At 70.6% G+C, this 17,515-nt stretch carries 21 protein-coding genes; 13 read left to right on the forward strand and 8 right to left on the reverse strand.

The window, feature by feature from the left end:
• The first annotated feature begins 67 nt into the window (after window positions 1-67).
• Window positions 68-2,365 (forward strand): maltose alpha-D-glucosyltransferase, encoded by a 2,298-nt coding sequence (gene treS / locus E4K62_RS01780; protein WP_135062990.1) that lies wholly within the window; start codon window positions 68-70, stop codon window positions 2,363-2,365.
• 1 nt (window position 2,366) lies between these two features.
• On the opposite strand, the gene E4K62_RS01785 is transcribed toward treS, so the two are convergent.
• The 4 genes from E4K62_RS01785 to E4K62_RS18630 all read right to left on the reverse strand — a co-directional run bounded on the left by E4K62_RS01785 (window position 2,367) and on the right by E4K62_RS18630 (window position 5,281).
• A complete protein-coding gene (locus E4K62_RS01785) occupies window positions 2,367-3,629 on the reverse strand; it encodes a phosphotransferase (protein ID WP_135062992.1) in 1,263 nt (420 codons plus the stop codon).
• A 72-nt stretch (window positions 3,630-3,701) separates the two neighbouring features.
• The gene (locus E4K62_RS01790) at window positions 3,702-4,406 is read right to left on the reverse strand and encodes a spermidine synthase (protein WP_135062994.1); all 705 of its coding nucleotides are present in this window, start codon (window positions 4,404-4,406) and stop codon (window positions 3,702-3,704) included.
• 116 nt (window positions 4,407-4,522) lie between these two features.
• Window positions 4,523-4,975: a hypothetical protein gene (locus E4K62_RS01795; RefSeq protein WP_135062996.1), complete on the reverse strand. Its 453-nt coding sequence runs from the start codon at window positions 4,973-4,975 to the stop codon at window positions 4,523-4,525.
• A 132-nt stretch (window positions 4,976-5,107) separates the two neighbouring features.
• Window positions 5,108-5,281 (reverse strand): hypothetical protein, encoded by a 174-nt coding sequence (locus E4K62_RS18630; protein ID WP_167747699.1) that lies wholly within the window; start codon window positions 5,279-5,281, stop codon window positions 5,108-5,110.
• A 77-nt stretch (window positions 5,282-5,358) separates the two neighbouring features.
• On the opposite strand from E4K62_RS18630, the gene E4K62_RS01800 reads away from it, so the two are divergent.
• From E4K62_RS01800 to E4K62_RS01820, 5 genes are all read left to right on the forward strand, one after another.
• The gene (locus tag E4K62_RS01800; RefSeq protein ID WP_167747700.1) at window positions 5,359-6,006 is read left to right on the forward strand and encodes a CGNR zinc finger domain-containing protein; all 648 of its coding nucleotides are present in this window, start codon (window positions 5,359-5,361) and stop codon (window positions 6,004-6,006) included.
• Between the two features lie 63 nt (window positions 6,007-6,069).
• Window positions 6,070-6,522 (forward strand): OsmC family protein, encoded by a 453-nt coding sequence (locus tag E4K62_RS01805; RefSeq protein WP_135063000.1) that lies wholly within the window; start codon window positions 6,070-6,072, stop codon window positions 6,520-6,522.
• Window positions 6,519-6,878 carry an amino acid-binding ACT domain-containing protein gene (locus E4K62_RS01810; protein WP_135063002.1) on the forward strand — a complete coding sequence of 120 codons (360 nt, stop codon included), beginning with the start codon at window positions 6,519-6,521 and terminating at the stop codon, window positions 6,876-6,878. Before E4K62_RS01805 ends, E4K62_RS01810 begins: the two co-directional genes overlap by 4 nt.
• On the forward strand, window positions 6,875-7,558 hold the full coding sequence (locus E4K62_RS01815; RefSeq protein ID WP_135063004.1) for an ArsR/SmtB family transcription factor: 684 nt from the start codon (window positions 6,875-6,877) through the stop codon (window positions 7,556-7,558). The genes E4K62_RS01810 and E4K62_RS01815 overlap by 4 nt, the downstream gene beginning before the upstream one ends.
• Before the next feature lie 168 nt (window positions 7,559-7,726).
• On the forward strand, window positions 7,727-9,181 hold the full coding sequence (locus E4K62_RS01820; RefSeq protein ID WP_135070717.1) for a glyceraldehyde-3-phosphate dehydrogenase: 1,455 nt from the start codon (window positions 7,727-7,729) through the stop codon (window positions 9,179-9,181).
• Window positions 9,182-9,194: 13 nt separating this feature from the next.
• On the opposite strand, the gene E4K62_RS01825 is transcribed toward E4K62_RS01820, so the two are convergent.
• The gene (locus E4K62_RS01825) at window positions 9,195-9,803 is read right to left on the reverse strand and encodes a TetR/AcrR family transcriptional regulator (RefSeq protein ID WP_240742780.1); all 609 of its coding nucleotides are present in this window, start codon (window positions 9,801-9,803) and stop codon (window positions 9,195-9,197) included.
• A gap of 105 nt (window positions 9,804-9,908) precedes the next feature.
• On the opposite strand from E4K62_RS01825, the gene E4K62_RS01830 reads away from it, so the two are divergent.
• On the forward strand, window positions 9,909-10,346 hold the full coding sequence (locus E4K62_RS01830) for a DUF6069 family protein (protein ID WP_135063006.1): 438 nt from the start codon (window positions 9,909-9,911) through the stop codon (window positions 10,344-10,346).
• A 124-nt stretch (window positions 10,347-10,470) separates the two neighbouring features.
• A complete protein-coding gene (locus E4K62_RS01835) occupies window positions 10,471-11,253 on the forward strand; it encodes a nucleotidyltransferase domain-containing protein (RefSeq protein ID WP_135063008.1) in 783 nt (260 codons plus the stop codon).
• On the opposite strand, the gene E4K62_RS01840 is transcribed toward E4K62_RS01835, so the two are convergent.
• Window positions 11,242-12,204 carry an aldo/keto reductase gene (locus E4K62_RS01840; protein WP_205805872.1) on the reverse strand — a complete coding sequence of 321 codons (963 nt, stop codon included), beginning with the start codon at window positions 12,202-12,204 and terminating at the stop codon, window positions 11,242-11,244. The genes E4K62_RS01835 and E4K62_RS01840 overlap by 12 nt on opposite strands.
• Window positions 12,205-12,384: 180 nt before the next feature.
• Here E4K62_RS01840 and E4K62_RS01845 point away from each other — a divergent pair, with 180 nt between their 5' ends.
• From E4K62_RS01845 to E4K62_RS01860, 4 genes are all read left to right on the forward strand, one after another.
• Window positions 12,385-12,831: a hypothetical protein gene (locus E4K62_RS01845; protein WP_135063010.1), complete on the forward strand. Its 447-nt coding sequence runs from the start codon at window positions 12,385-12,387 to the stop codon at window positions 12,829-12,831.
• Window positions 12,815-13,522, forward strand: a complete 708-nt coding sequence (locus E4K62_RS01850) for a hypothetical protein (RefSeq protein WP_135063012.1) — start codon at window positions 12,815-12,817, stop codon at window positions 13,520-13,522. Before E4K62_RS01845 ends, E4K62_RS01850 begins: the two co-directional genes overlap by 17 nt.
• Before the next feature lie 93 nt (window positions 13,523-13,615).
• Window positions 13,616-14,365: an ABC transporter ATP-binding protein gene (locus E4K62_RS01855; protein WP_135063014.1), complete on the forward strand. Its 750-nt coding sequence runs from the start codon at window positions 13,616-13,618 to the stop codon at window positions 14,363-14,365.
• 1 nt (window position 14,366) lies between these two features.
• Window positions 14,367-15,107 carry an ABC transporter permease gene (locus E4K62_RS01860; protein ID WP_167747701.1) on the forward strand — a complete coding sequence of 247 codons (741 nt, stop codon included), beginning with the start codon at window positions 14,367-14,369 and terminating at the stop codon, window positions 15,105-15,107.
• On the opposite strand, the gene E4K62_RS01865 is transcribed toward E4K62_RS01860, so the two are convergent.
• Complete coding sequence (locus E4K62_RS01865) at window positions 15,094-16,167, reverse strand: serine hydrolase domain-containing protein (protein WP_135063018.1); 1,074 nt, start codon at window positions 16,165-16,167, stop codon at window positions 15,094-15,096. The two genes, E4K62_RS01860 and E4K62_RS01865, sit on opposite strands and share 14 nt — an antisense overlap.
• A gap of 133 nt (window positions 16,168-16,300) precedes the next feature.
• On the opposite strand from E4K62_RS01865, the gene E4K62_RS01870 reads away from it, so the two are divergent.
• Window positions 16,301-16,948 carry a DedA family protein gene (locus tag E4K62_RS01870; protein WP_135063020.1) on the forward strand — a complete coding sequence of 216 codons (648 nt, stop codon included), beginning with the start codon at window positions 16,301-16,303 and terminating at the stop codon, window positions 16,946-16,948.
• Here E4K62_RS01870 and E4K62_RS01875 read toward each other — a convergent pair.
• Window positions 16,923-17,450: a PadR family transcriptional regulator gene (locus E4K62_RS01875; RefSeq protein ID WP_135063022.1), complete on the reverse strand. Its 528-nt coding sequence runs from the start codon at window positions 17,448-17,450 to the stop codon at window positions 16,923-16,925. The two genes, E4K62_RS01870 and E4K62_RS01875, sit on opposite strands and share 26 nt — an antisense overlap.
• Window positions 17,451-17,515: the final 65 nt, after the last annotated feature.

Below are 17,515 nucleotides of genomic sequence, written 5' to 3' on the forward strand. Positions count from 1 at the left end.
CATAGCCTCTCCCGGAGTCAGATGCCAGTCCCCCGGGCGGGGAGATCCGAGTCCGTACCCTTGCGGGATGGCGCGCGACGAGTTTCGGCCGGAGGACCTGTACACCGGCCCCATTGATCTGCCGGGAATGGCGACCTTGGACCACGAGGAGGCCGATCCCGAGAAGATCGAGATCAGTTACGACGAAGCGCGCTATCCCGCTCGTCCGCGGCGGCTGCGCCCGCGAGACCAGTTCCGCGGGGGGAGCGTGCGCCGCATCCGCACCGACCCGCGTACGGCGAACGGCACGAACCCCTCGTACGTCGAATGGCTCGTGCGGCAGTCGATGCTCAAGGATGCCGACGTCCTTGCCCGCCAACTCGCGGGCCAGCCGGCGATGTGGCGCAACGCCTATGCCCGACCCGATGCGCGACGGGCCATCGCGACCAGCGATGTGTGGTTCACGGCATACCCCATCTCGCTCATCACGCGCCCGGGGCAGTCGTTCCTGGCGGCGCTCGGTGACGAGGAGCTGTGGGAGGCATTCGACCGCGTGGGCATCACCGCGGTCCACACCGGCCCGGTGAAGCGAGCCGGTGGCATCGCCGGATGGCGGGAGACCCCCAGCGTCGACGGGCACTTCGACCGCATCAGCACCGAGATCGACCCCGCGTTCGGCACCGAGGAGGAGTTCCGCGCGCTCTGCGACGTCGCGGACACCCACGGCGGCAGCGTCATCGACGACATCGTGCCCGGCCACACCGGGAAGGGCGCCGACTTCCGGCTCGCCGAGATGGGCTTCAAGGACTACCCCGGGATCTACCACATGGTCGAGATCCTCCCGGAGGACTGGGGGCTGCTCCCCGACGTGCCCGAAGGGGTCGACAGCGTCAACCTCGACCCCACGACCGAGCAGGAGCTCGAGGGGCGCGGCTACATCATCGGCGCCCTCCAGCGCGTCATCTTCTACACCCCCGGGGTGAAGGAGACGAACTGGAGTGCCACGGCACCCGTGATCGGCCCCGACGGCATCACGCGCCGCTGGGTCTATCTGCACTATTTCAAGCAGGGGCAGCCCTCGATCAACTGGCTGGACCCGACCTTCGCGGGCATGCGCCTGGTCATCGGCGACGCCCTGCACTCCCTCGGAGAGCTCGGCACGAGCGCTCTGCGCCTCGACGCGAACGGCTTCCTCGGAGTTGAGAAGAGCGCGGAGGGCCTGCCTGCCTGGTCCGAAGGGCATCCGCTCTCCCACGCGGCGAACCACATCATCGCCGGGATGGTGCGGAAGGTGGGTGGCTTCACGTTCCAGGAGCTCAACCTCACGATCGAAGACATCCGCGACACCGGGGCCGTGGGGGCAGACCTCTCCTACGACTTCATCGGGCGCCCTGGCTACCACCACGCTCTCGCGACGGGGCAGACGGAGTTCCTCCGGCTCGCGCTGACGACGTCGCTGGAGTTCGGCGTGCATCCCGTGCAGCTCGTGCACGGGATGCAGAACCACGACGAGCTCACCTACGAGCTCGTGCACTGGGCGACACGGCATGGCGACGATCTCTACCGCTTCCGCGGAGGCGAGATCACGGGCAGTCAGCTCGCCGAACTCGTTCGCGCCGAGCTCACCGAGGGGCTGACCGGGACGGCCGACTACAACCGCGTGTTCACCCAGAACGGCATCGCGTGCACGACGACCTCGCTCATCGCGGCCACGCGGGGGATCGGTCGACTGGACGACATCGCCGATGCCGACGTTCCCATCATCCGCGACGCCCACCTGCTGCTGTGCGCGTACAACGCATGGCAGCCCGGCGTCTTCGCCCTCTCCGGATGGGATCTCGTGGGCATGCTCACCGTCCCCTCCGACGAGGTCGCCGATCTGATCGCGTCCGGCGACACGCGCTGGATCGAACGCGGGGCCCACGATCTGCTCGACGTGGACCCGAAGGCCACGCGCTCTGCGGCAGGCATGCCGCGCGGGCGCGCCCTCTACGGCCCGCTGCCCGCGCAGCTCGACGATCCGGAGTCGTTCGCCTCGCGTCTTGCCGGCATCATCGACCTGCGCCGGGAGTACGGCATCGCGACCGCATCGCAGGTCGACATCCCCGAGGTTGCGCACGCCGGGATGCTCGTCCTCGTGCACCGCCTCGACGACGGCGACCCGGACGCGGACGCCCGGATGCAGGTGACCGTGCTGAACTTCTCGTCCGAGCCGACGGAGGGCACCGTGCGGTCGGAGCAGCTCGTGCCCCAGAGCGAGGTGGTGGACGCCGCCTCCGGCGAGACCGTCGGACGCGTCGACGACCTGCAGAGCTTCGCCGTCTCGCTGCCCGCCTACGGGGCGCTCTTCCTCGTGCTGGAACCGGTGGAGCCGCCGGCCGAGTGATTCAACCGGGCAGGGCCTCGGGCGCGAGGGCGGCGTCGATGCCTGCGAGCGGCACCGGCAGCCAGTCGGGCCGGTTGCGCGCCTCGTAGGTCGACTCGTAGACCGCCTTGTCGAGCACGAGCGCCCGCAGCAGCACGGAGTCCAGCGCGACCGCGCCGGCCGCACCTGCGTACGCATCCAGGAACGCCGCCCGGCACGCGGCCGCCCACTCGCCCGCGTCCGGCCCGCCGCCGACCGCGCCGGCGTAGTCGAAGGACCGCAGCATCCCGGCGACGTCGCGTGGCGGCAGGTCGGGGATCGCGCGCTCCTCCATCGGCCGGAGCGGCTCCCCTTCGAAGTCGACGATGCGCCAGCCGCCGTCGGGCACCGCGAGCACCTGCCCCAGATGCAGGTCTCCGTGGATCCGCTGCATGCGCGGCCACGGGCGATCGAGCGCGGCCCGGTAGACCGCGTCGATCGCGGCGAATCGATCGGCGACGGCGGGCACCTCGGCCGCGGCGATCTCCAGCCTCCGTCGCCAGGCGGCCGCGGTGGCGATGACGTCGTCGGGCCGGGCATCGGCCGTCTCCAGCGCGGCGCCGAGTGCTCCGTGCACCCCGGCCACGGCGGTCCCGAGGTCGCGGGCCGCCTCGGTGAAGTCGCGCCCATGCCGCGCCGCTTCCAGCGCGATCTCCCATCCGTCGCGCACGCCGCGGAGGAAGTCCTGCGCGAAGCACAGCGTGCCGCTCGCGACGCCCGACTGCCGCCCGACATCGGGCCACTCCGCATCGAGGCTGCCGAGGAACCGAGGCACGTGCGGCGATCCCGCGCCACTGAGAACGCGCTGGACCGTGACGTCGGGATTCTCGCCGTGATGAAGGGTGCGGAAGAGCTTCAGGATGATCGTCGGCTGCCCGTCCTCGTCGAACACGATCGAGGTGTTGGACTGCTCGCCCGTGAGCACCCGGGCGCCCGTCACCCGGCTGATGTCGACCGCCATCTCGGCCAGCAATCCGATGGCGAAGGAGGGATGCCGCGTGGCATCGATGAGGTAGCCGTCGGCGTCCTGGGTGATGACGGTATCCGACGCGGTGGGCGCCGCGACCCGGACGAGCGGTACGTGGTAGAGCGCGGGCAACGATCCCGCGTCGTCCATGAGCAGGTACCGCGTGGCACCCCCGGGGGCCGGTTGGGCGTCGAGGATCCGGAACCGGGGCTCGTGGCTCTTGCCCGCGTACCAGCGCTGCTGCGCCACCCAGGCGCTGAGGTCATCCGTGAACTGCACACTCCACCTTGACCCGGGGTGGGAACCGCGAGGAAGGGGTGGACGGGCGCGGGAGGCGCGTAGTACGTCGGGCTATCGGCGGGTCCCGATGTAGACCGTGTTCGAGGAGATTCCGCCGGTGAGACGGTTGTCGAACTCCACGACGTGGGCCGCGCAGTCGTTCAGCACAGAGGAGAGCGTGGTCAGGAAGCCCGCGTCGGGCGGGTCGTCCGACCACAGGGCGAAGACGCCCCGGTCGGTGAGGTGCCGAGCGAGGGATTCGATTCCTGCCGAGGTGTAGAGGTCGGCGTGACTTGGATCGAGAGTGTGCTGCGGAGAGTGATCGACATCCAGCAGGACGACGTCATAGCGCGTGTCCTCGGGTGCGGGTGGGCGGCGCACCACGGCGAAGAAGTCGTCGTGGACGAGGGTCACCCGGGGGTCTCGCACCAGCTGCGCCGACATCGGGAGCAGCTCCCGCTCATGCCACCCGATCACCGCGGGGAGTGCGTCGATCACATCCAGCTTCCGCACGCGGCTGTCGTGCAGCGCGGTCGCGGCCGTGTAGCCGAGCCCCAGACCGCCCACGAGCACGTGGAGGTCGCTGCCTTCTGCGGCGGCGAGGCCCAGGGTCGCCAGCTGCTCCTCGGCCCGAGTGAACAGGCTCGACATGAGGTATTCGTCCTTCAACTTCACCTCGTAGATGAGCTCACCCGTGGCCGGGTCTGCGCGACGGCGGAGGGTGAGCTCGCCCATCCGCGTCTCCTGCCAGTCGAGCTCCTCGAATCGAGCGATCATGGCGTGCTCTCGTTCTCTCACTTCGGGGATTGACGTCGGACGGATGTCGCGTCGTCGCTCCATCCTCGCGGATCGAGGCGATCGTCACGGCCCCCCTGCCCGCGAGCGGAGGTGACTCAGGGTGACAGCAGATCGATCAACTGGGCCTTCGTGAATCGAGAGAAGCCGCGGTGACCTGCGGCTCTCGCGCGCTCGCGCAGCTCCACGACCGTCAGTGACGCCAGGTCGGTCGTCGGCAGGATGGCGCGCAGGGCTTCGTCCAGGAGGGCGGCGGGGGCCGCGGATTCGGCGACAGGGGACTCCGCGGCGCTCCCGGCCTCAGCCTCGGCCGCGGCCTTCTGCACGCGGGCGGTCGCGGCGACCGCCTTCTTCTGGACCTTTCGGGGGTGGCGCGCGATCTTCTTCTTGGATGCCTGCGACGCCTTCTTCGCTTCGTCCGCCAGCGCCCGCAGCTTCTTCGCGACCTTCTTCGGCAGGGTCTTGCTCAGACGCTTGGCGTCCTTGGCGGCTGCGGCTGCAGCATCCATCGCCTCGCCGACGGCACTCGTCGCTTTGCTGTTCTTGGCCATGGGAAACCTCTCTCAGTCCTCGGAGGCGGACGTGACGCGCTCGACTCCACCATGACGCGGGGGGACCCGGGACGGAAGGGATGGACGTGCCCCGGACCGACGTAGTACTGCAACGGGCCCGCGGGCCGGCTCCTACCGCGTGCGGCGCGCCCACCGCGGACGCCACGATCGGCGGCGGTGCGTCTCCGATCGGGGAGCGGTCACGGGGGCGTCGGGCAGCGCACTGCGCATGGGGAAGGAGTCGTATCGGCTGGGGTCGCCGCCGGCCTGGATCGCCAGCAGGGCCGCCGCGAAGCTCATATCCATGATCTGTTACCTCCAAAGCCTTGTTTAGTGGAAACACTACGACTCGCCTCCGACATTCGCGGGTAAAGTGGGTTTCGGTGGAAACAGCAGCGGAGGTCTCGCGCACACGTTTCGTCGGCGGGACGCTCGCCCTCGACTTCGTCAACACGCGCGACGGGGGTCCGGGCGCAGAGCCCGACGACCTCGTCGTGAGCTACGGGCACCTCGTCTCCTGGGCCCGATCGGCCGGGGTGCTCGATGCCGGATCGGCCGACGCATTGCACGCGGCTGCGCACGCAGTCCCGACGTCGGCCGGTGACGCGTGGCAGCGGTCGCTCCAGGTACGAGGCGCTCTCGACGCCGTTCTCCGCCCGATCGCTGCGGGACTGCGTCCGGATGACGACGCGCTGGCGCGTCTGGCGGCCGAGGAAGCCGAGGCGCTCGCCGCGGCGACCCTGATGCCTGCGCGGCACGGGCAGGAGCCGGAGTACGAGTGGAGCTGGGACGCCGACGCCTCGCTCCACCGCCCGCTGAGGCAGATCGTGCATTCGGCCACGCAACTGCTCACGAACCCGACGGCCATCACGCGGCTGAAACAGTGCGCGGGCTGCGACTACCTCTTCATGGACGAGAGCAAGAACCGCAGCCGCAGGTGGTGCAGCATGCAGGACTGCGGCACGACTCAGAAGGTGAGCCGCTACGTCGCGGCCCGGCGCGCACGCTCGGAGGGCACCGCCTCGTCCTGAATCGAGTTCGGTCGCCGGGAAGCTTCGGCCCCGACCGAAGCTTCCCGCTCCTACGCTCGCGTCATGACCGACCACCACTACGCCACGACCCTCATGTGGACCGGCGACACCGGATCCGGATATGCCGGCTACGGCCGCGCGCACGACGTCCAGATCGGGGGCGACATCGTCACACTCAGCGCGGATGCCGCATTCCGCGGTGACGCGTCGCTGCCCAACCCGGAGCAGCTCCTGCTCGCCGCGGCGAGCTCGTGCCAGCTCTTGTCGTTCCTCGCCGTCGCCGCCCGAGCCGGCGTCGCCGTGCTCGCCTACCGCGACGACGCGACGGCGGTGATGCCGGCCGGGACCACACCCATGCGGGTCACCCGCGTACATCTCGCCCCGCGCATCGAGGTGCGGGGCGTGGATGCTGCGGTCGTGCGCCGGTTGGTCCACGACGCCCACGACGCCTGCTTCGTGGCCAACTCCCTCTCGGCGGAAGTCGTCGTGGTGCCCGACGTGGAGGTGGTGTCGTGAACGACCTCGCGATACCTGTGACCGACGTCGCGGCCGAGGTCGGTCACATCGGCCGCGTGCTGGGTGCGGCGGGCATCGGCCTCGAAGGCGGCGGGGTGTGGGCCGGGGAGGCGCACTACCTCGTGGCCGACGGCGCGGCAGCGGTCGCGGCGCTCGAGGTCGCCGGCGTGCGGGGAGCGCGGGTGACCCCAGCGCTGGTGACACCGCTGCGCGCAGACGTCCCGGGCGAACTCGGCCGCATCATGTCGGCACTGGCTCTTGCCGGTGTCGTCATCGGTGCCCAGTACAGTGACCACGACAACCGCAAGGTGTTCGTCGTCGACGACATCGAGCATGCCCGGGAGGTCCTGCGATGACCCAGCCTCGCGCATCCGTCGAATCCCTCGGCCAAGCCCTCGCCGAGCCGCGCCGGCTACGCATCCTGCTGGAGCTGCTGGGCGGCGTTCCGCTCCCGGCCGGCGCGCTCGCCGCACGCATCGGCGTCGCGCCATCCACGGTGAGCGGGCATCTCGCCCGCCTGCAGGAGGCGGGGCTCGTCCGGGTGGAGCAGCGAGGGCGCGCGAGGTGCGCGATGCTCGCCGATCCGAGCGTCGCCGAAGCCGTCGAGGCGCTGCTGCGGATGTCGGCTGAGCCGGCCGTCGCGTCGTGGTCGGGAAACGACCGCCGGCTCGCGATGCGGCGGGCGCGGTCGTGCTACGACCACCTCGCGGGCGACCTCGGCATCGCGATGACCGATCACCTGGTTGCGCACGGCTGGGTGGACCCGGACGTGGGCTCCGCCAGCGCTCCCGTCGACCGCATCGCACGGGGCCTCGGCCTGGCGCTGACGCTCGCCGAGTCACCGCGTCCCCTCGTGCGCGGCTGCACCGACTGGACGGCGCGCCGCTCCCACCTCGCCGGGCGTCTGGGCGCGGCCATCCTGACCGCGCTCCTGACGGAGGGATGGCTCACACGTCGGCGCGACGACCGCTCGCTGCGCATCACGCCGCGCGGGGAGGAGGGGTTCGCCCTGTTCGGAATCCGGATCCTCGGCTGACCACCGCGCCCGCTGCGGCCGAGGTCTGCGGTCGCCGACCGCGCGTGCGCGCGTCGGCATGACCCGGCGCATCCCTAGAATCGTAGACACGAGCGCGCGACGATTCCCCCGTCGTGTCATGACGATGGCGTCACCCGTGTGACGCGGCCAGGAGAGACACACGTGACGATCGAGAGCTTCACCTCGCACCGCGAGGCCTGGGCGGCTCAGGAGGAGCTTGCCGAACAGCTGATCCCGCGCATCGGGCGGCTGTACCGTGACCACGGCGTGGTCACCTCGATCCACGGGCAGAGGCTGATCAATCTGTCGGCGACCGGCGTCATCGCCGTGCACGAGCGCGCCACGCACCTCGGCCACGAGAAGCTGCGGCTCGAAGAGACGGCGCGCGTTCTCGACGCCCTGCTCGCCGTCGCGCCGCGGCCCGCGTCCGTCGATGTGGCGCGGCTCGCGCAGGCCCTGCGCGCCGAGGATGCGGCGGCCGAGGACGTGCTCGGCGAGCTGCTCGCCGGCCTCCCCACGCGGCGGGCCGAGGGTGCCGACGTCGTGCTGTACGGTTTCGGCCGCATCGGCCGGCTGCTCGCCCGCATCCTGATCGGGCACGCGGGCAACGGGCGTGCCCTGCGGCTTCGGGCGATCGTGGTGCGCCGAGGGTCGGACAACGACCTCATCAAGCGTGCGAGCCTGCTGCAGCGAGACTCGGTGCACGGTCCGTTCGAAGGATCCGTCACGGTCGACGCGGACGCGGATGTCCTCATCGCCAACGGCACCCGCATCCAGGTCATCTACTCCGACGACCCGGCGAGTGTGGACTACACGGTGTACGGCATCCAGGATGCGATCGTCGTGGACAACACCGGACGCTGGCGTGATGAGGAAGGTCTCTCGCGCCACCTGCAGAGCCCAGGAGTCTCGCGTGTGCTGCTCACGGCGCCGGGCAAGGGGGCGCTGAAGAACATCGTCCATGGCATCAACCACGACACGATCACGGCGGCCGACCGGATCCTCTCCGCCGCATCCTGCACGACCAACGCCATCACCCCGGTGCTGAAAGCGATCGACGACGCGTTCGGAGTCGAGCGCGGACACGTCGAGACCGTGCATTCGTTCACGAACGACCAGAACCTCATCGACAACTTCCACAAGGGCGACCGCCGTGGTCGTTCTGCCGTGCTGAACATGGTCATCACGGAGACGGGCGCGGCGACGGCAGTGGCCAAGGCGCTGCCGAAGCTCGCCGGCCGGCTGACGGGCTCCAGCATCCGCGTCCCCACGCCGGATGTGTCGCTGGCGATCCTCAACCTGACGCTGGCGAGCCCGGCCACCAAGGAGGAGATCAACGACTACCTGCGGCGCACGTCGATGCACTCCGACCTGCGGCAGCAGATCGACTACGTGGAGTCCCCCGAGGTGGTGTCCACCGACTTCGTGGGCTCGCACCGCGCCGGCATCGTCGACGGGCTCGCCACGATCGCCGACGGGGTGAACGTCGTGCTCTACGTCTGGTACGACAACGAGTACGGCTACTCGTGCCAGGTGATCCGCGTCCTGGAGGAGATGGCCGGCACCCACCCGGTCGTCGTGCCGCCGCGCACCGAGGTGCGTCGGGAGCTCACCGGAGTCTGAGGCCGGCCCGCCGTCAGGGTCGGGGTCGGCTGCCGCGTGTGAGGGCGGGCAGGAGCACATCGTCCACCAGGTGCTCGACCGTCTCCGGATCGAGCGCTCGCCGCTCCAGTGACACGCGACCGAATGCCACGGCCGGCACGATACCCGCGATCAGGGAGACCGGCACGGAGGGGGGCACCGTCCCCCGCTCGATCCATCGTTCGATGACGGCGACGATCGCCGCGACCGGGGGTGAGCCGATCGCCGAGCGGGCGGCTTCGCGGAGTTCCGTGTTGCCGCCCAGTTCGCTGAGCAGGCTCGCCAGCACGCGGGCGGAGCGGTCGTCGGCGCGCGCGTAGTGCATCGCCACCTCGACCAGGTCGTCTCTGAGCGACCCGGTGTCCGGCGTCGCGCCGCGTGACGCCAGTGCGCGCACCGCGGCGACCACCAGATCGATCTTGCCCGGCCACCGGCGGTAGATCGCGGCCTTGCTGCTGCCGGCAGCGCGAGCGACGTCTGCGACGGTCATGCCCGCGTAGCCCTTGTCGATGAGCAACTCCTGCGTGGCGTTCAGGATGCTGCGCTCCACGTCCGGATCGCGGGGTCTCCCCATGCGCTGCTGCTCGCTCGCGCCAAGGGTCATGAGGGCATTGTAGCTTTCGAGACTCCTTGGTGCCGTATGCGTGATACGAGACCAGCAGGACTCGTATTGTGCGTCATCCGGACCCGCCTCAGATCGGAGAAGAACGTGACTGCCACAACATCCGCCCCTGCTCGCACCCGTCCGTCGGCTGGTCGGGCAGCGGTCATCCTGGTGATCGCCGTCGCGGTCGCCGTCGCGGGGAATGCGCTGATCGCCACACTGGCGGTCGCGGCCGGGGCGCCCGCGAGCTTCGGGCCGCTGACCTTCCCGGCCTACACGCTCTTCACCGCGCTCGGAATCGCCGCTGGATGGCTCGGGTGGGTCATCGTGAGTCGTCGTGCCCGCGACCCGCGGCGCGCGCTACTCATCCTCGTCCCCGTCCTGACCGTGCTGTCGTTCGTCCCCGACGTGCTGCTCCTCGCGACGGGCTTCATCCCCGGCACCACGACGCCCGCCGTGCTCGCGCTCATGTGCATGCACCTCGTGGTCGTCGCCGTCGCCGTCCCGGCGTACCGGCTCGCGCTGCCGGCGCCTCCGCGCTGAGATCATCGCCGCCGGCGGGCGTTCGGTCGGATCCTGCAGGCGAGCGCTTGACCGCCGTTCGCGTCGGGATCTAAGGTCCCTGGGGCCGCACGCTCGGACGGCGAAGCGGCGGGGAGGGGGTCCGGTGGACGACACGGCTTTCCTCGAGGAGGTCGCCGAGCGTCTGTTCTCGCTGGGGGGCGCGGAGGCCGTCGCCGTGGGCGGATCGCGGGCGCAGGGCACGGCACGCGCCGACAGCGACTGGGACCTCGCCGTCTACTATCGCGGTGCATTCTCACCGCAGGAGCTTCGCGATATCGGCTGGGAGGGCCACGTCTCCGAGCTCGGCGAGTGGGGCGGAGGGGTGTTCAACGGCGGTGCGTGGCTCACCATCGCAGGACGGCGTGTGGACGTGCACTACCGCGACCTCGATGTCGTGGAGCGCGAAGTCGCCGAAGCCGAGGACGGGCGATTCCGGATCGAGCCGCTCATGTTCCACCTGGCCGGCATCCCCACCTACCTTCTCGCGGCCGAACTCGCGGTGAACCGCGCGCTGCGAGGCGAGCTGCCCCGGCCCTCCTACCCTGCTCCGCTCCGCCGGTCCGCGCCGGCGCAGTGGTGGGATCGTGCGGATGCCCTGTTCTCCTACGCCCGCTCGGGCCACGCGGCCCGCGGCCGGGTCGCTCAGGCCGTCGGCATGAGCGTCGAGGCAGCCACGTGCGCCGCGCACGCGGCCACCGCCGCCCGCGGCGTGTGGGTGACGAACGAGAAGACGCTGCTCGAGAGGACGGGGCTGCACGAGGTTCTCGACGGGTGCGTCCGCCACGTGGGGGAGGACGCGGTGGCGTTCGTCGACGCCGTCGCGCGCCACTGCGAGGATGCGGTCGCTGCCGCTCGAGCAGACGTGAGCGATCCCTCACCGCGCTGAGGACAGTCGCTCCACCTCCTCGGCGGTGAGCTCGAGCGACACCGCATCCATCGCCTCGTCGACGTATTCGACGCGACTGGCGCCGATGATGGGCGAGATGTCCTGCGCCAGCAGCCATGCCAGGACGACCTGGTTCTTCGTCGCCCCGCGCTCCCGCGCGACGTCGCCGAGAGCGACAAGCGCGCGCGTCGTCCCCGGGTGGTCGTACGGCTCGGAGAACGGCTTGTCCTCCCTCACGTAGCCGCCGTGCAGCAGCGGCGTGTACGCCCACACGGCGATGCCCTCCTCGTGCGCGAGATCCAGGTCGTCCGGCGTCAGCAGGCGGTGCCCCGCCTCGGGCAGAACCGTGAGGGGCCGCGGCTGGACGAGTGAATGGCGCAGCTGGAGGGCCGTCCACGGCTCGAGGCCGGCGGAGCGCGCGATGGTCCTGGCTCGCTCGACGCGCCAGCTCGCGTGGTTGGCCGCTCCGACTCGGCGCACCGCGCCCTCTGCGACCAGTTCCCCGAACGCGCGCACGGTCTCCTCCAGCTCGACGCTGCGATCCTCGGCGTGCGCCCACAGCAGGTCGACGGAGTCGACGCCCAGCCGGTCGAGGCTCGCGGCCACGCCCGCCCTGATCGCCGACCCTGACAGGCCCTCCGCGCTTTCGGGCCATCGGTGGGGGATCAGCGGATCCTGGCGCACTTTCGTCGCTATCCGCACCGCATCGCGGGCGCCGGATCGCGAGGCGAGCCACTCGCCCAGCACGCGCTCGCTCGCGCCGCCGACGCCGGATGGGTCGACCCAGAAGGAATAGCAGTTGGCGGTGTCCAGCCATCCGCCGCCGCGTTCGACGAATCGATCCACGACGTCGAAGGCGCGGTCTCGGGGGACCACGGTCCCGAAATCCATCGTTCCGAGGACGATGGATGCCGATGCCGATGCCGATGCCGTGGTCTGCGGATCTGTCATCGATGACTCCCTTGCGTGATTGGGGTTCGTGCGGCTTTTGCCGCCCCATCGTGCCACAGTTGTCATCCCTGGGGTGACAGCTGTGGACGGCATTCTGGGAGCCGGGCGCGGGATGGCTTCTCTCGCGCGACCTCGCGTCGTAAACTCAGGGGCGACAACGGCTGAGAGAAGGACGCGCGCATGCAGAACTCCATCGACTCGGCCGACGTCCAGGCGTTGGAGTGGGACGCCGTGCTGGCACACCGGAGCGATGCGACGACGATCGCCCAGGTGCGCGACCGGTTGGTCGATCACGGGGTCACGCCCGAGGCGGTGGCGGCGGCGTTGCGCGACGGCGGGTCGGACCTGGCGGCGGCCGCGACGAGCGACCGCGACGACTGGGCCGCTCCCTATGGCGGCCTCGTGGCCGTCGCGCTGATCTCCGCGGAGGTCGCCGCCTATTCGTCGCACCTCGTCGCGCGCGCCTCCGCCGTCCGATCCGTCGCCGTCGACGCGCTGCTCGAGGATTTTAGTGCTGTCTCGGTCGCGGGGGAGCTGGGGGTTTCCCGGCAGAAGGTCTACGAGATCGCCCGCGACAGCGGCAAGCGGCGAGCATCGATTGCGAGACACCATGGCCGATCGTCCTGATGCGCGGGCCGAGGTAGGGCCGCGGCTGCTGCATCCCGTCGAGGTGCGGGGTGCGCGGGTGGCGTACGCGAAGGCCACGGCACTGCGCATGGCGTCGTCGCCGCACTCGATGATCGCGATGACGCTCGTGCTGTGGGCGATCAGTTCGAACGTCGTGACGCCGGTGCTCGGGGCCGTGGTCGGGCTCGGCATCTGCGCCTACGTCGAGCGACACCACCGCGCCGAGGCCTGGGCGTTCATCCCCCGGCGGCGGCAGCATCCCGGGCGTGACGAGCCGGCACTGTGGTCGGCGGCGGGCAAGCTCCTCCCACTGTGCGCACTCGCATGGGCGCTCGGTGCCTATGTGTCGGTGCTCGGCGTCCGGGAGGCTCCGACGCTGGCCGGGCCGATCGCCGTCGGCGCGCTGGCGGCACTCGCGCTGGCTGAGCTCGCGGCCCTCCTATGGGACCGGCTCGCCCCCCGGGATCGTCGCGTGGATGCAGCACCCGCCGTGGTGGCCACCACGTCCGTCGTCGGCTCCCTCCTCGTGCTGGCCACCGGCATCGTCACGATCCTCGACCGCAGCAGCTGGGAGCAGTCGGGATTCCTGGTCGGCGCCGGCGTGCTGGTGGCCTACGTGACGCTGCTCCTCCTGCTCCGTCTGGTGCCCCGCAGCATCCGATGCGTGCCGGCGAGCGTCCTCCCCGCCTGAGCCCGCAGTGACACCCCGGGGTTGACAGATCCCGACCGCGCCTGCCAGTGTGTCGCCCCAGGGGTTACGCCTGCGCGATTTTGGGAGGATCACATGCCAGCGGTTGTCGTCGATGCGCTCCGCAAATCGTTCGGAGACGTCAGAGCCGTCGAGGACGTCGGCTTCATCGTGGCGGAGGGTGAGGTCTTCGGCATCCTCGGACCCAACGGCGCGGGGAAGACCACCACCGTGGAGTGCGTGGCCGGTGCGCTCGCCCCGGATTCGGGCGCGATCCGGGTGCTGGGGGTCGACCCTCGTCGCTCGCCACGGTTGGTGAAGGAGCGGGTCGGGTACCAGCTGCAATCGTCCGCTCTGCCAACGGCCCTCCGCGTCGGAGAAGCTGTCGACCTGTTCGCCGCGTTCTACGACTCTCCGGTCGGCACCGCGGAGATCCTGGACCTCGTCGGGCTGGCCGCAGAGCGTCGGCGCCCGTACGGAAAGCTCTCCGGCGGCCAGCAGCAGCGACTCTCGATCGCCCTCGCACTGGTGGGCTCGCCGAAGATCGTCGTCTTCGACGAGCTCACGACCGGGCTCGATCCCATCGGCCGGCGGCTCGTGTGGGACCTGGTCGACCGCATCCGCGCCAGCGGCGTGACCATCCTCCTCGTGACGCACTATCTCGACGAGGTCGAGCGCCTCTGCGACCGGGTGGCCGTGATCGACCGGGGGCGGACCGTCTTCGTGGGCACGCCCGCGCAGCTGCGTCAGCCAAAGGAGGGCGGCGCGGAACAGCCGGCCACGCTCGAAGACGCGTATGTGCGCCTGCTCGGCTCCGGCCGGTCGGGCCGGAAGGAGGAGAGCTGACATGCGGGCGACGCGTGCACTGACGAAGGTGGAGTTCGTGCTCTTCCTGCGCAACCCCACGAGCGTGTTCATGGCACTTCTGCTGCCGTCCCTCCTGCTGCTCCTGCAGGGATACATCATCGGGGGGACCCTCGAACCGGTCGCCGCCTCCGGGCAGCGGGCCATCGACTTCTTCCTGCCGATCGCGATCGCAATCGCGGTGACGAGTGTCGCGATCACGAATTACCCGTCCGCCATCGGCGCGTACCGCGAGAGCGGGGTGCTGCGGCGACTGGGCACGACGCCCGTCGGCGCGCACCGGGTGCTGCTCGCGCAATGGCTGGTCAGCGGCGCGACCCTGCTGGCGTCGATCCTCGTCGCGTCGGTCCTCGCCCGCCTGGCCTTCGGCGCCGTCGCGCCGCGCAGCGCACCGCTCGTCGTGGCCGTGATCCTCCTGGGCGCCGTGGCCATGATGGCGGTGGGCTCGGTCATCGCCGCCGTCGCCGCGAGTGCTCAGATCGCGTACGGCATGGGGTTCCTGGTGTTCGTGGCCTGCCTGTTCACCGCGGGTGTGTGGACTCCGGGCCCGCTCATGCCGGAGCCGGTCCGGACCGTGTCATCGTTCACCCCGGTGGGGGCGATGACGCAGGCCCTCACCGACGCCTGGTACTCGGGGAGCACGACATGGTCGCCCTTCCTCGTCATGGGCGCCTGGGCCGTGGTCGCCGGGGTCGTGGCGCTGCGGATCTTCAGGTGGCGGTGACGCTCGCGGCGATCCGCGCGAGCAGCGGGTAGGGGAGCCGCCGCGGCCGCATCTGGTTGACGGTTCCGGCGATCAGCAGGCCGCTCTCCGGGTCGGCGAAGAGCACACTCCCGAATGCCCCGGCGTGCCCGATCATGTCGGGCACGTGCAGTGGGAACGACTGCCACCGCGGCAGCGAGAACCGCATGACGCCCACCCCGTGCTGCAGGGGCACCGCGCCGCCGAGCGCGGAATTCCACTGCGCCGTCATCTCCGCGAGGTAGCGGGCGGGGAACAGCCCGCCGGAGAGGAACGCCCGCAGGAACTCCACCTGGTCCTCCGCCGTCGAGACGATGCCGCCGTCGGGGGCGAACGACGCCATGGTGCGCGGGATCCACAGGTGCCTCCGGCCGTGGCGGACGGATGCCACGGCGTCGTAGCGATCCAGGGTGTCCCGCGTGAAGAGCCACGTCGCCGAGAGCCCGAGGGGGTCGATGATGCGCGTGCGCACGAGATGCTCGAACGAGCTGCCCGTGCGCAGCTCGATCAGGCGCCCGAGGAGTTGATAGTTGGTGTCGCTGTAGTGGGCGCGACCAGGGGATCCGGGCGCGAACGGAGCCGGCAGTTCACGGGCACGTTGGAGGAGGGCATCGAACTCCCAGAACTCGTCGCGGATCAGCATCCGCTCGGCCACGGAGGTGCCGTCCGCACCGCGAAGCTCGAAGTAGTCGGGGATGCCCGAGGTGTGCGCGAGAAGCTGGCCCACCGTCACCTTCGCCGATCGATCCGCTCCGTCGATGACCGCCAAGCCGCGCATCGTCGCCGGTCCGAGGATGTCGATGGCCCGGGTCTCAAGCGTCAACCGGCCCTCGGCCCGCAGCTGCATGATCAGCGCCGCGGTGAACAGCTTCGTGATGCTGGCGACGAAATACGGCCGGTCCGCGGTCCACGACCATGCGAAGCCGGTGGGCGGATGCGCGACCGCCAGGCTCAGCCCGCCGACTGCCGGCCTGCGTGCGTAACGCCCCGCGAGGCGGTCGAGGCGGCGGCTCAGGTCCCCACTCGAGCGGATGGACGACATGCCTGCATGTTAGCGCCTATATAGGCGACATCCAATAGCCATACGGAATGCGCTGACATATCCCCCTCAGGTCGCGCGCGGCCCATACTTCCGAGTGATGTGGCCGCCGGGTTCGGGTTCGTAGCGTCGAAGCGTGGACGTCATCAACGATTTCGTGGTTCAGGCCGCCGCTTCGCCGTGGGTCTTCCTCGTCATGTTCGCCACCGCGGTCATCGACGGCGTCTTTCCGCCGATCCCCAGCGAAACGGTGCTCGTGGCGGCCGCGGCCGTGGCGGCGGCGAGCCAGTCCTATCCGACCATCGCGCTCCTGTGCGCGGCCGCGGCGCTCGGCGCGGTGATCGGCGACAACCTCGCCTACGCGCTGGGCCGTGGCGTGGGGACCACGCGGTTCGCATGGATGCGGCGTCCGCGGGTGGCTGCGATCTTCGCTCACGCGCAGCAGGGGCTCGCGCATCGAGGTGCTCCGCTGATCCTCGGTGCCCGCTACATCCCGGTGGGGCGCGTCGCCGTCAACGTGTCGGCGGGAGCGCTGGGCTACCCGTGGCGGCGCTTCCTGCCCCTCAGCATCCTGGCCGGCAGCACCTGGGCGATCTACAGCGCCGCGATCGGCGTTCTTGCGGGCGCGTGGCTGGAGGGCCAACCGCTGCTCAGCGCCGCCCTGGGTGTGGGCGTCGCCATCGTGATCGGGATCGTCATCGACCGTGCGCTGGCCGCTCGACGCCGGCGAGCCGCTGACGCGGCGTGCGCGGAGAGCTTCAGGCCTGCTGCTCGAGTCGGCTGAGCACCGTCTCGATCCAGTCCAGTTCCGTCCTGACGTGCTGCAGGCCGTTGTCCAGGGTGGCGGCCCGCAGGAGCTCCGCGACGGTGGCGGGTTCGCGGGGCGCCTCGACCGACTCGAGCTCGGCCAGCTGCGCGAGCATCTCCGCCCGGCGACCCTCGAGCAGTTCCCGCACGGCCGCCGGCGGCAGTCGATCCGCGAAGAAGAGCCGCGCGAGGAAGGGTTCGCGGGTGGGCTCGGGGGGAAGCGGGGAGGTCAGCCACGCGTCGAGGGCCTCGCTCCCGGCTTCGGTGATGCTGTGCAGGTGCAGGTTCGGCCGGTCATCCTGCGGCACGGTCCGCCGCGTCGCGAGGCCGTCCGTCACGAGAGCCGCCAGGGTGCGGTAGATCTGCGACTGGTCGGCGGTCCAGAAATGCCCGACGCTCGCGTCGATCACCTTCTTCACCTCGTACCCGCTCATCGGCCGGCTCGACAGCAGGCCCAGGATAGCGAAGCGCAACGACACGTCTGGAGGCTAACAGCCGCAGGATCGCGGTGAGTCGAACCTGCTCCGGGCCGCGCCGGAGAGTG

The organism is Microbacterium wangchenii (assembly GCF_004564355.1).
Lineage (GTDB): Bacteria > Actinomycetota > Actinomycetes > Actinomycetales > Microbacteriaceae > Microbacterium > Microbacterium wangchenii.

Excerpts from the sequence above, each read along its gene's own strand:
- E4K62_RS01825 (WP_240742780.1), bottom strand. The coding sequence starts at position 9,803 with ATGACCCTTGGCGCGAGCGAGCAGCAGCGCATGGGGAGACCCCGCGAT.
- E4K62_RS18630 (WP_167747699.1), bottom strand. The coding sequence starts at position 5,281 with ATGGATATGAGCTTCGCGGCGGCCCTGCTGGCGATCCAGGCCGGCGGC.
- E4K62_RS01840 (WP_205805872.1), bottom strand. The coding sequence starts at position 12,204 with ATGACAGATCCGCAGACCACGGCATCGGCATCGGCATCGGCATCCATC.
- treS (WP_135062990.1), top strand. The coding sequence starts at position 68 with ATGGCGCGCGACGAGTTTCGGCCGGAGGACCTGTACACCGGCCCCATT.
- E4K62_RS01865 (WP_135063018.1), bottom strand. The coding sequence starts at position 16,167 with ATGTCGTCCATCCGCTCGAGTGGGGACCTGAGCCGCCGCCTCGACCGC.
- E4K62_RS01795 (WP_135062996.1), bottom strand. The coding sequence starts at position 4,975 with ATGGCCAAGAACAGCAAAGCGACGAGTGCCGTCGGCGAGGCGATGGAT.
- E4K62_RS01790 (WP_135062994.1), bottom strand. The coding sequence starts at position 4,406 with ATGATCGCTCGATTCGAGGAGCTCGACTGGCAGGAGACGCGGATGGGC.
- E4K62_RS01855 (WP_135063014.1), top strand. The coding sequence starts at position 13,616 with ATGCCAGCGGTTGTCGTCGATGCGCTCCGCAAATCGTTCGGAGACGTC.
- E4K62_RS01815 (WP_135063004.1), top strand. The coding sequence starts at position 6,875 with ATGACCCAGCCTCGCGCATCCGTCGAATCCCTCGGCCAAGCCCTCGCC.
- E4K62_RS01805 (WP_135063000.1), top strand. The coding sequence starts at position 6,070 with ATGACCGACCACCACTACGCCACGACCCTCATGTGGACCGGCGACACC.
- E4K62_RS01850 (WP_135063012.1), top strand. The coding sequence starts at position 12,815 with ATGGCCGATCGTCCTGATGCGCGGGCCGAGGTAGGGCCGCGGCTGCTG.
- E4K62_RS01860 (WP_167747701.1), top strand. The coding sequence starts at position 14,367 with ATGCGGGCGACGCGTGCACTGACGAAGGTGGAGTTCGTGCTCTTCCTG.
- E4K62_RS01845 (WP_135063010.1), top strand. The coding sequence starts at position 12,385 with ATGCAGAACTCCATCGACTCGGCCGACGTCCAGGCGTTGGAGTGGGAC.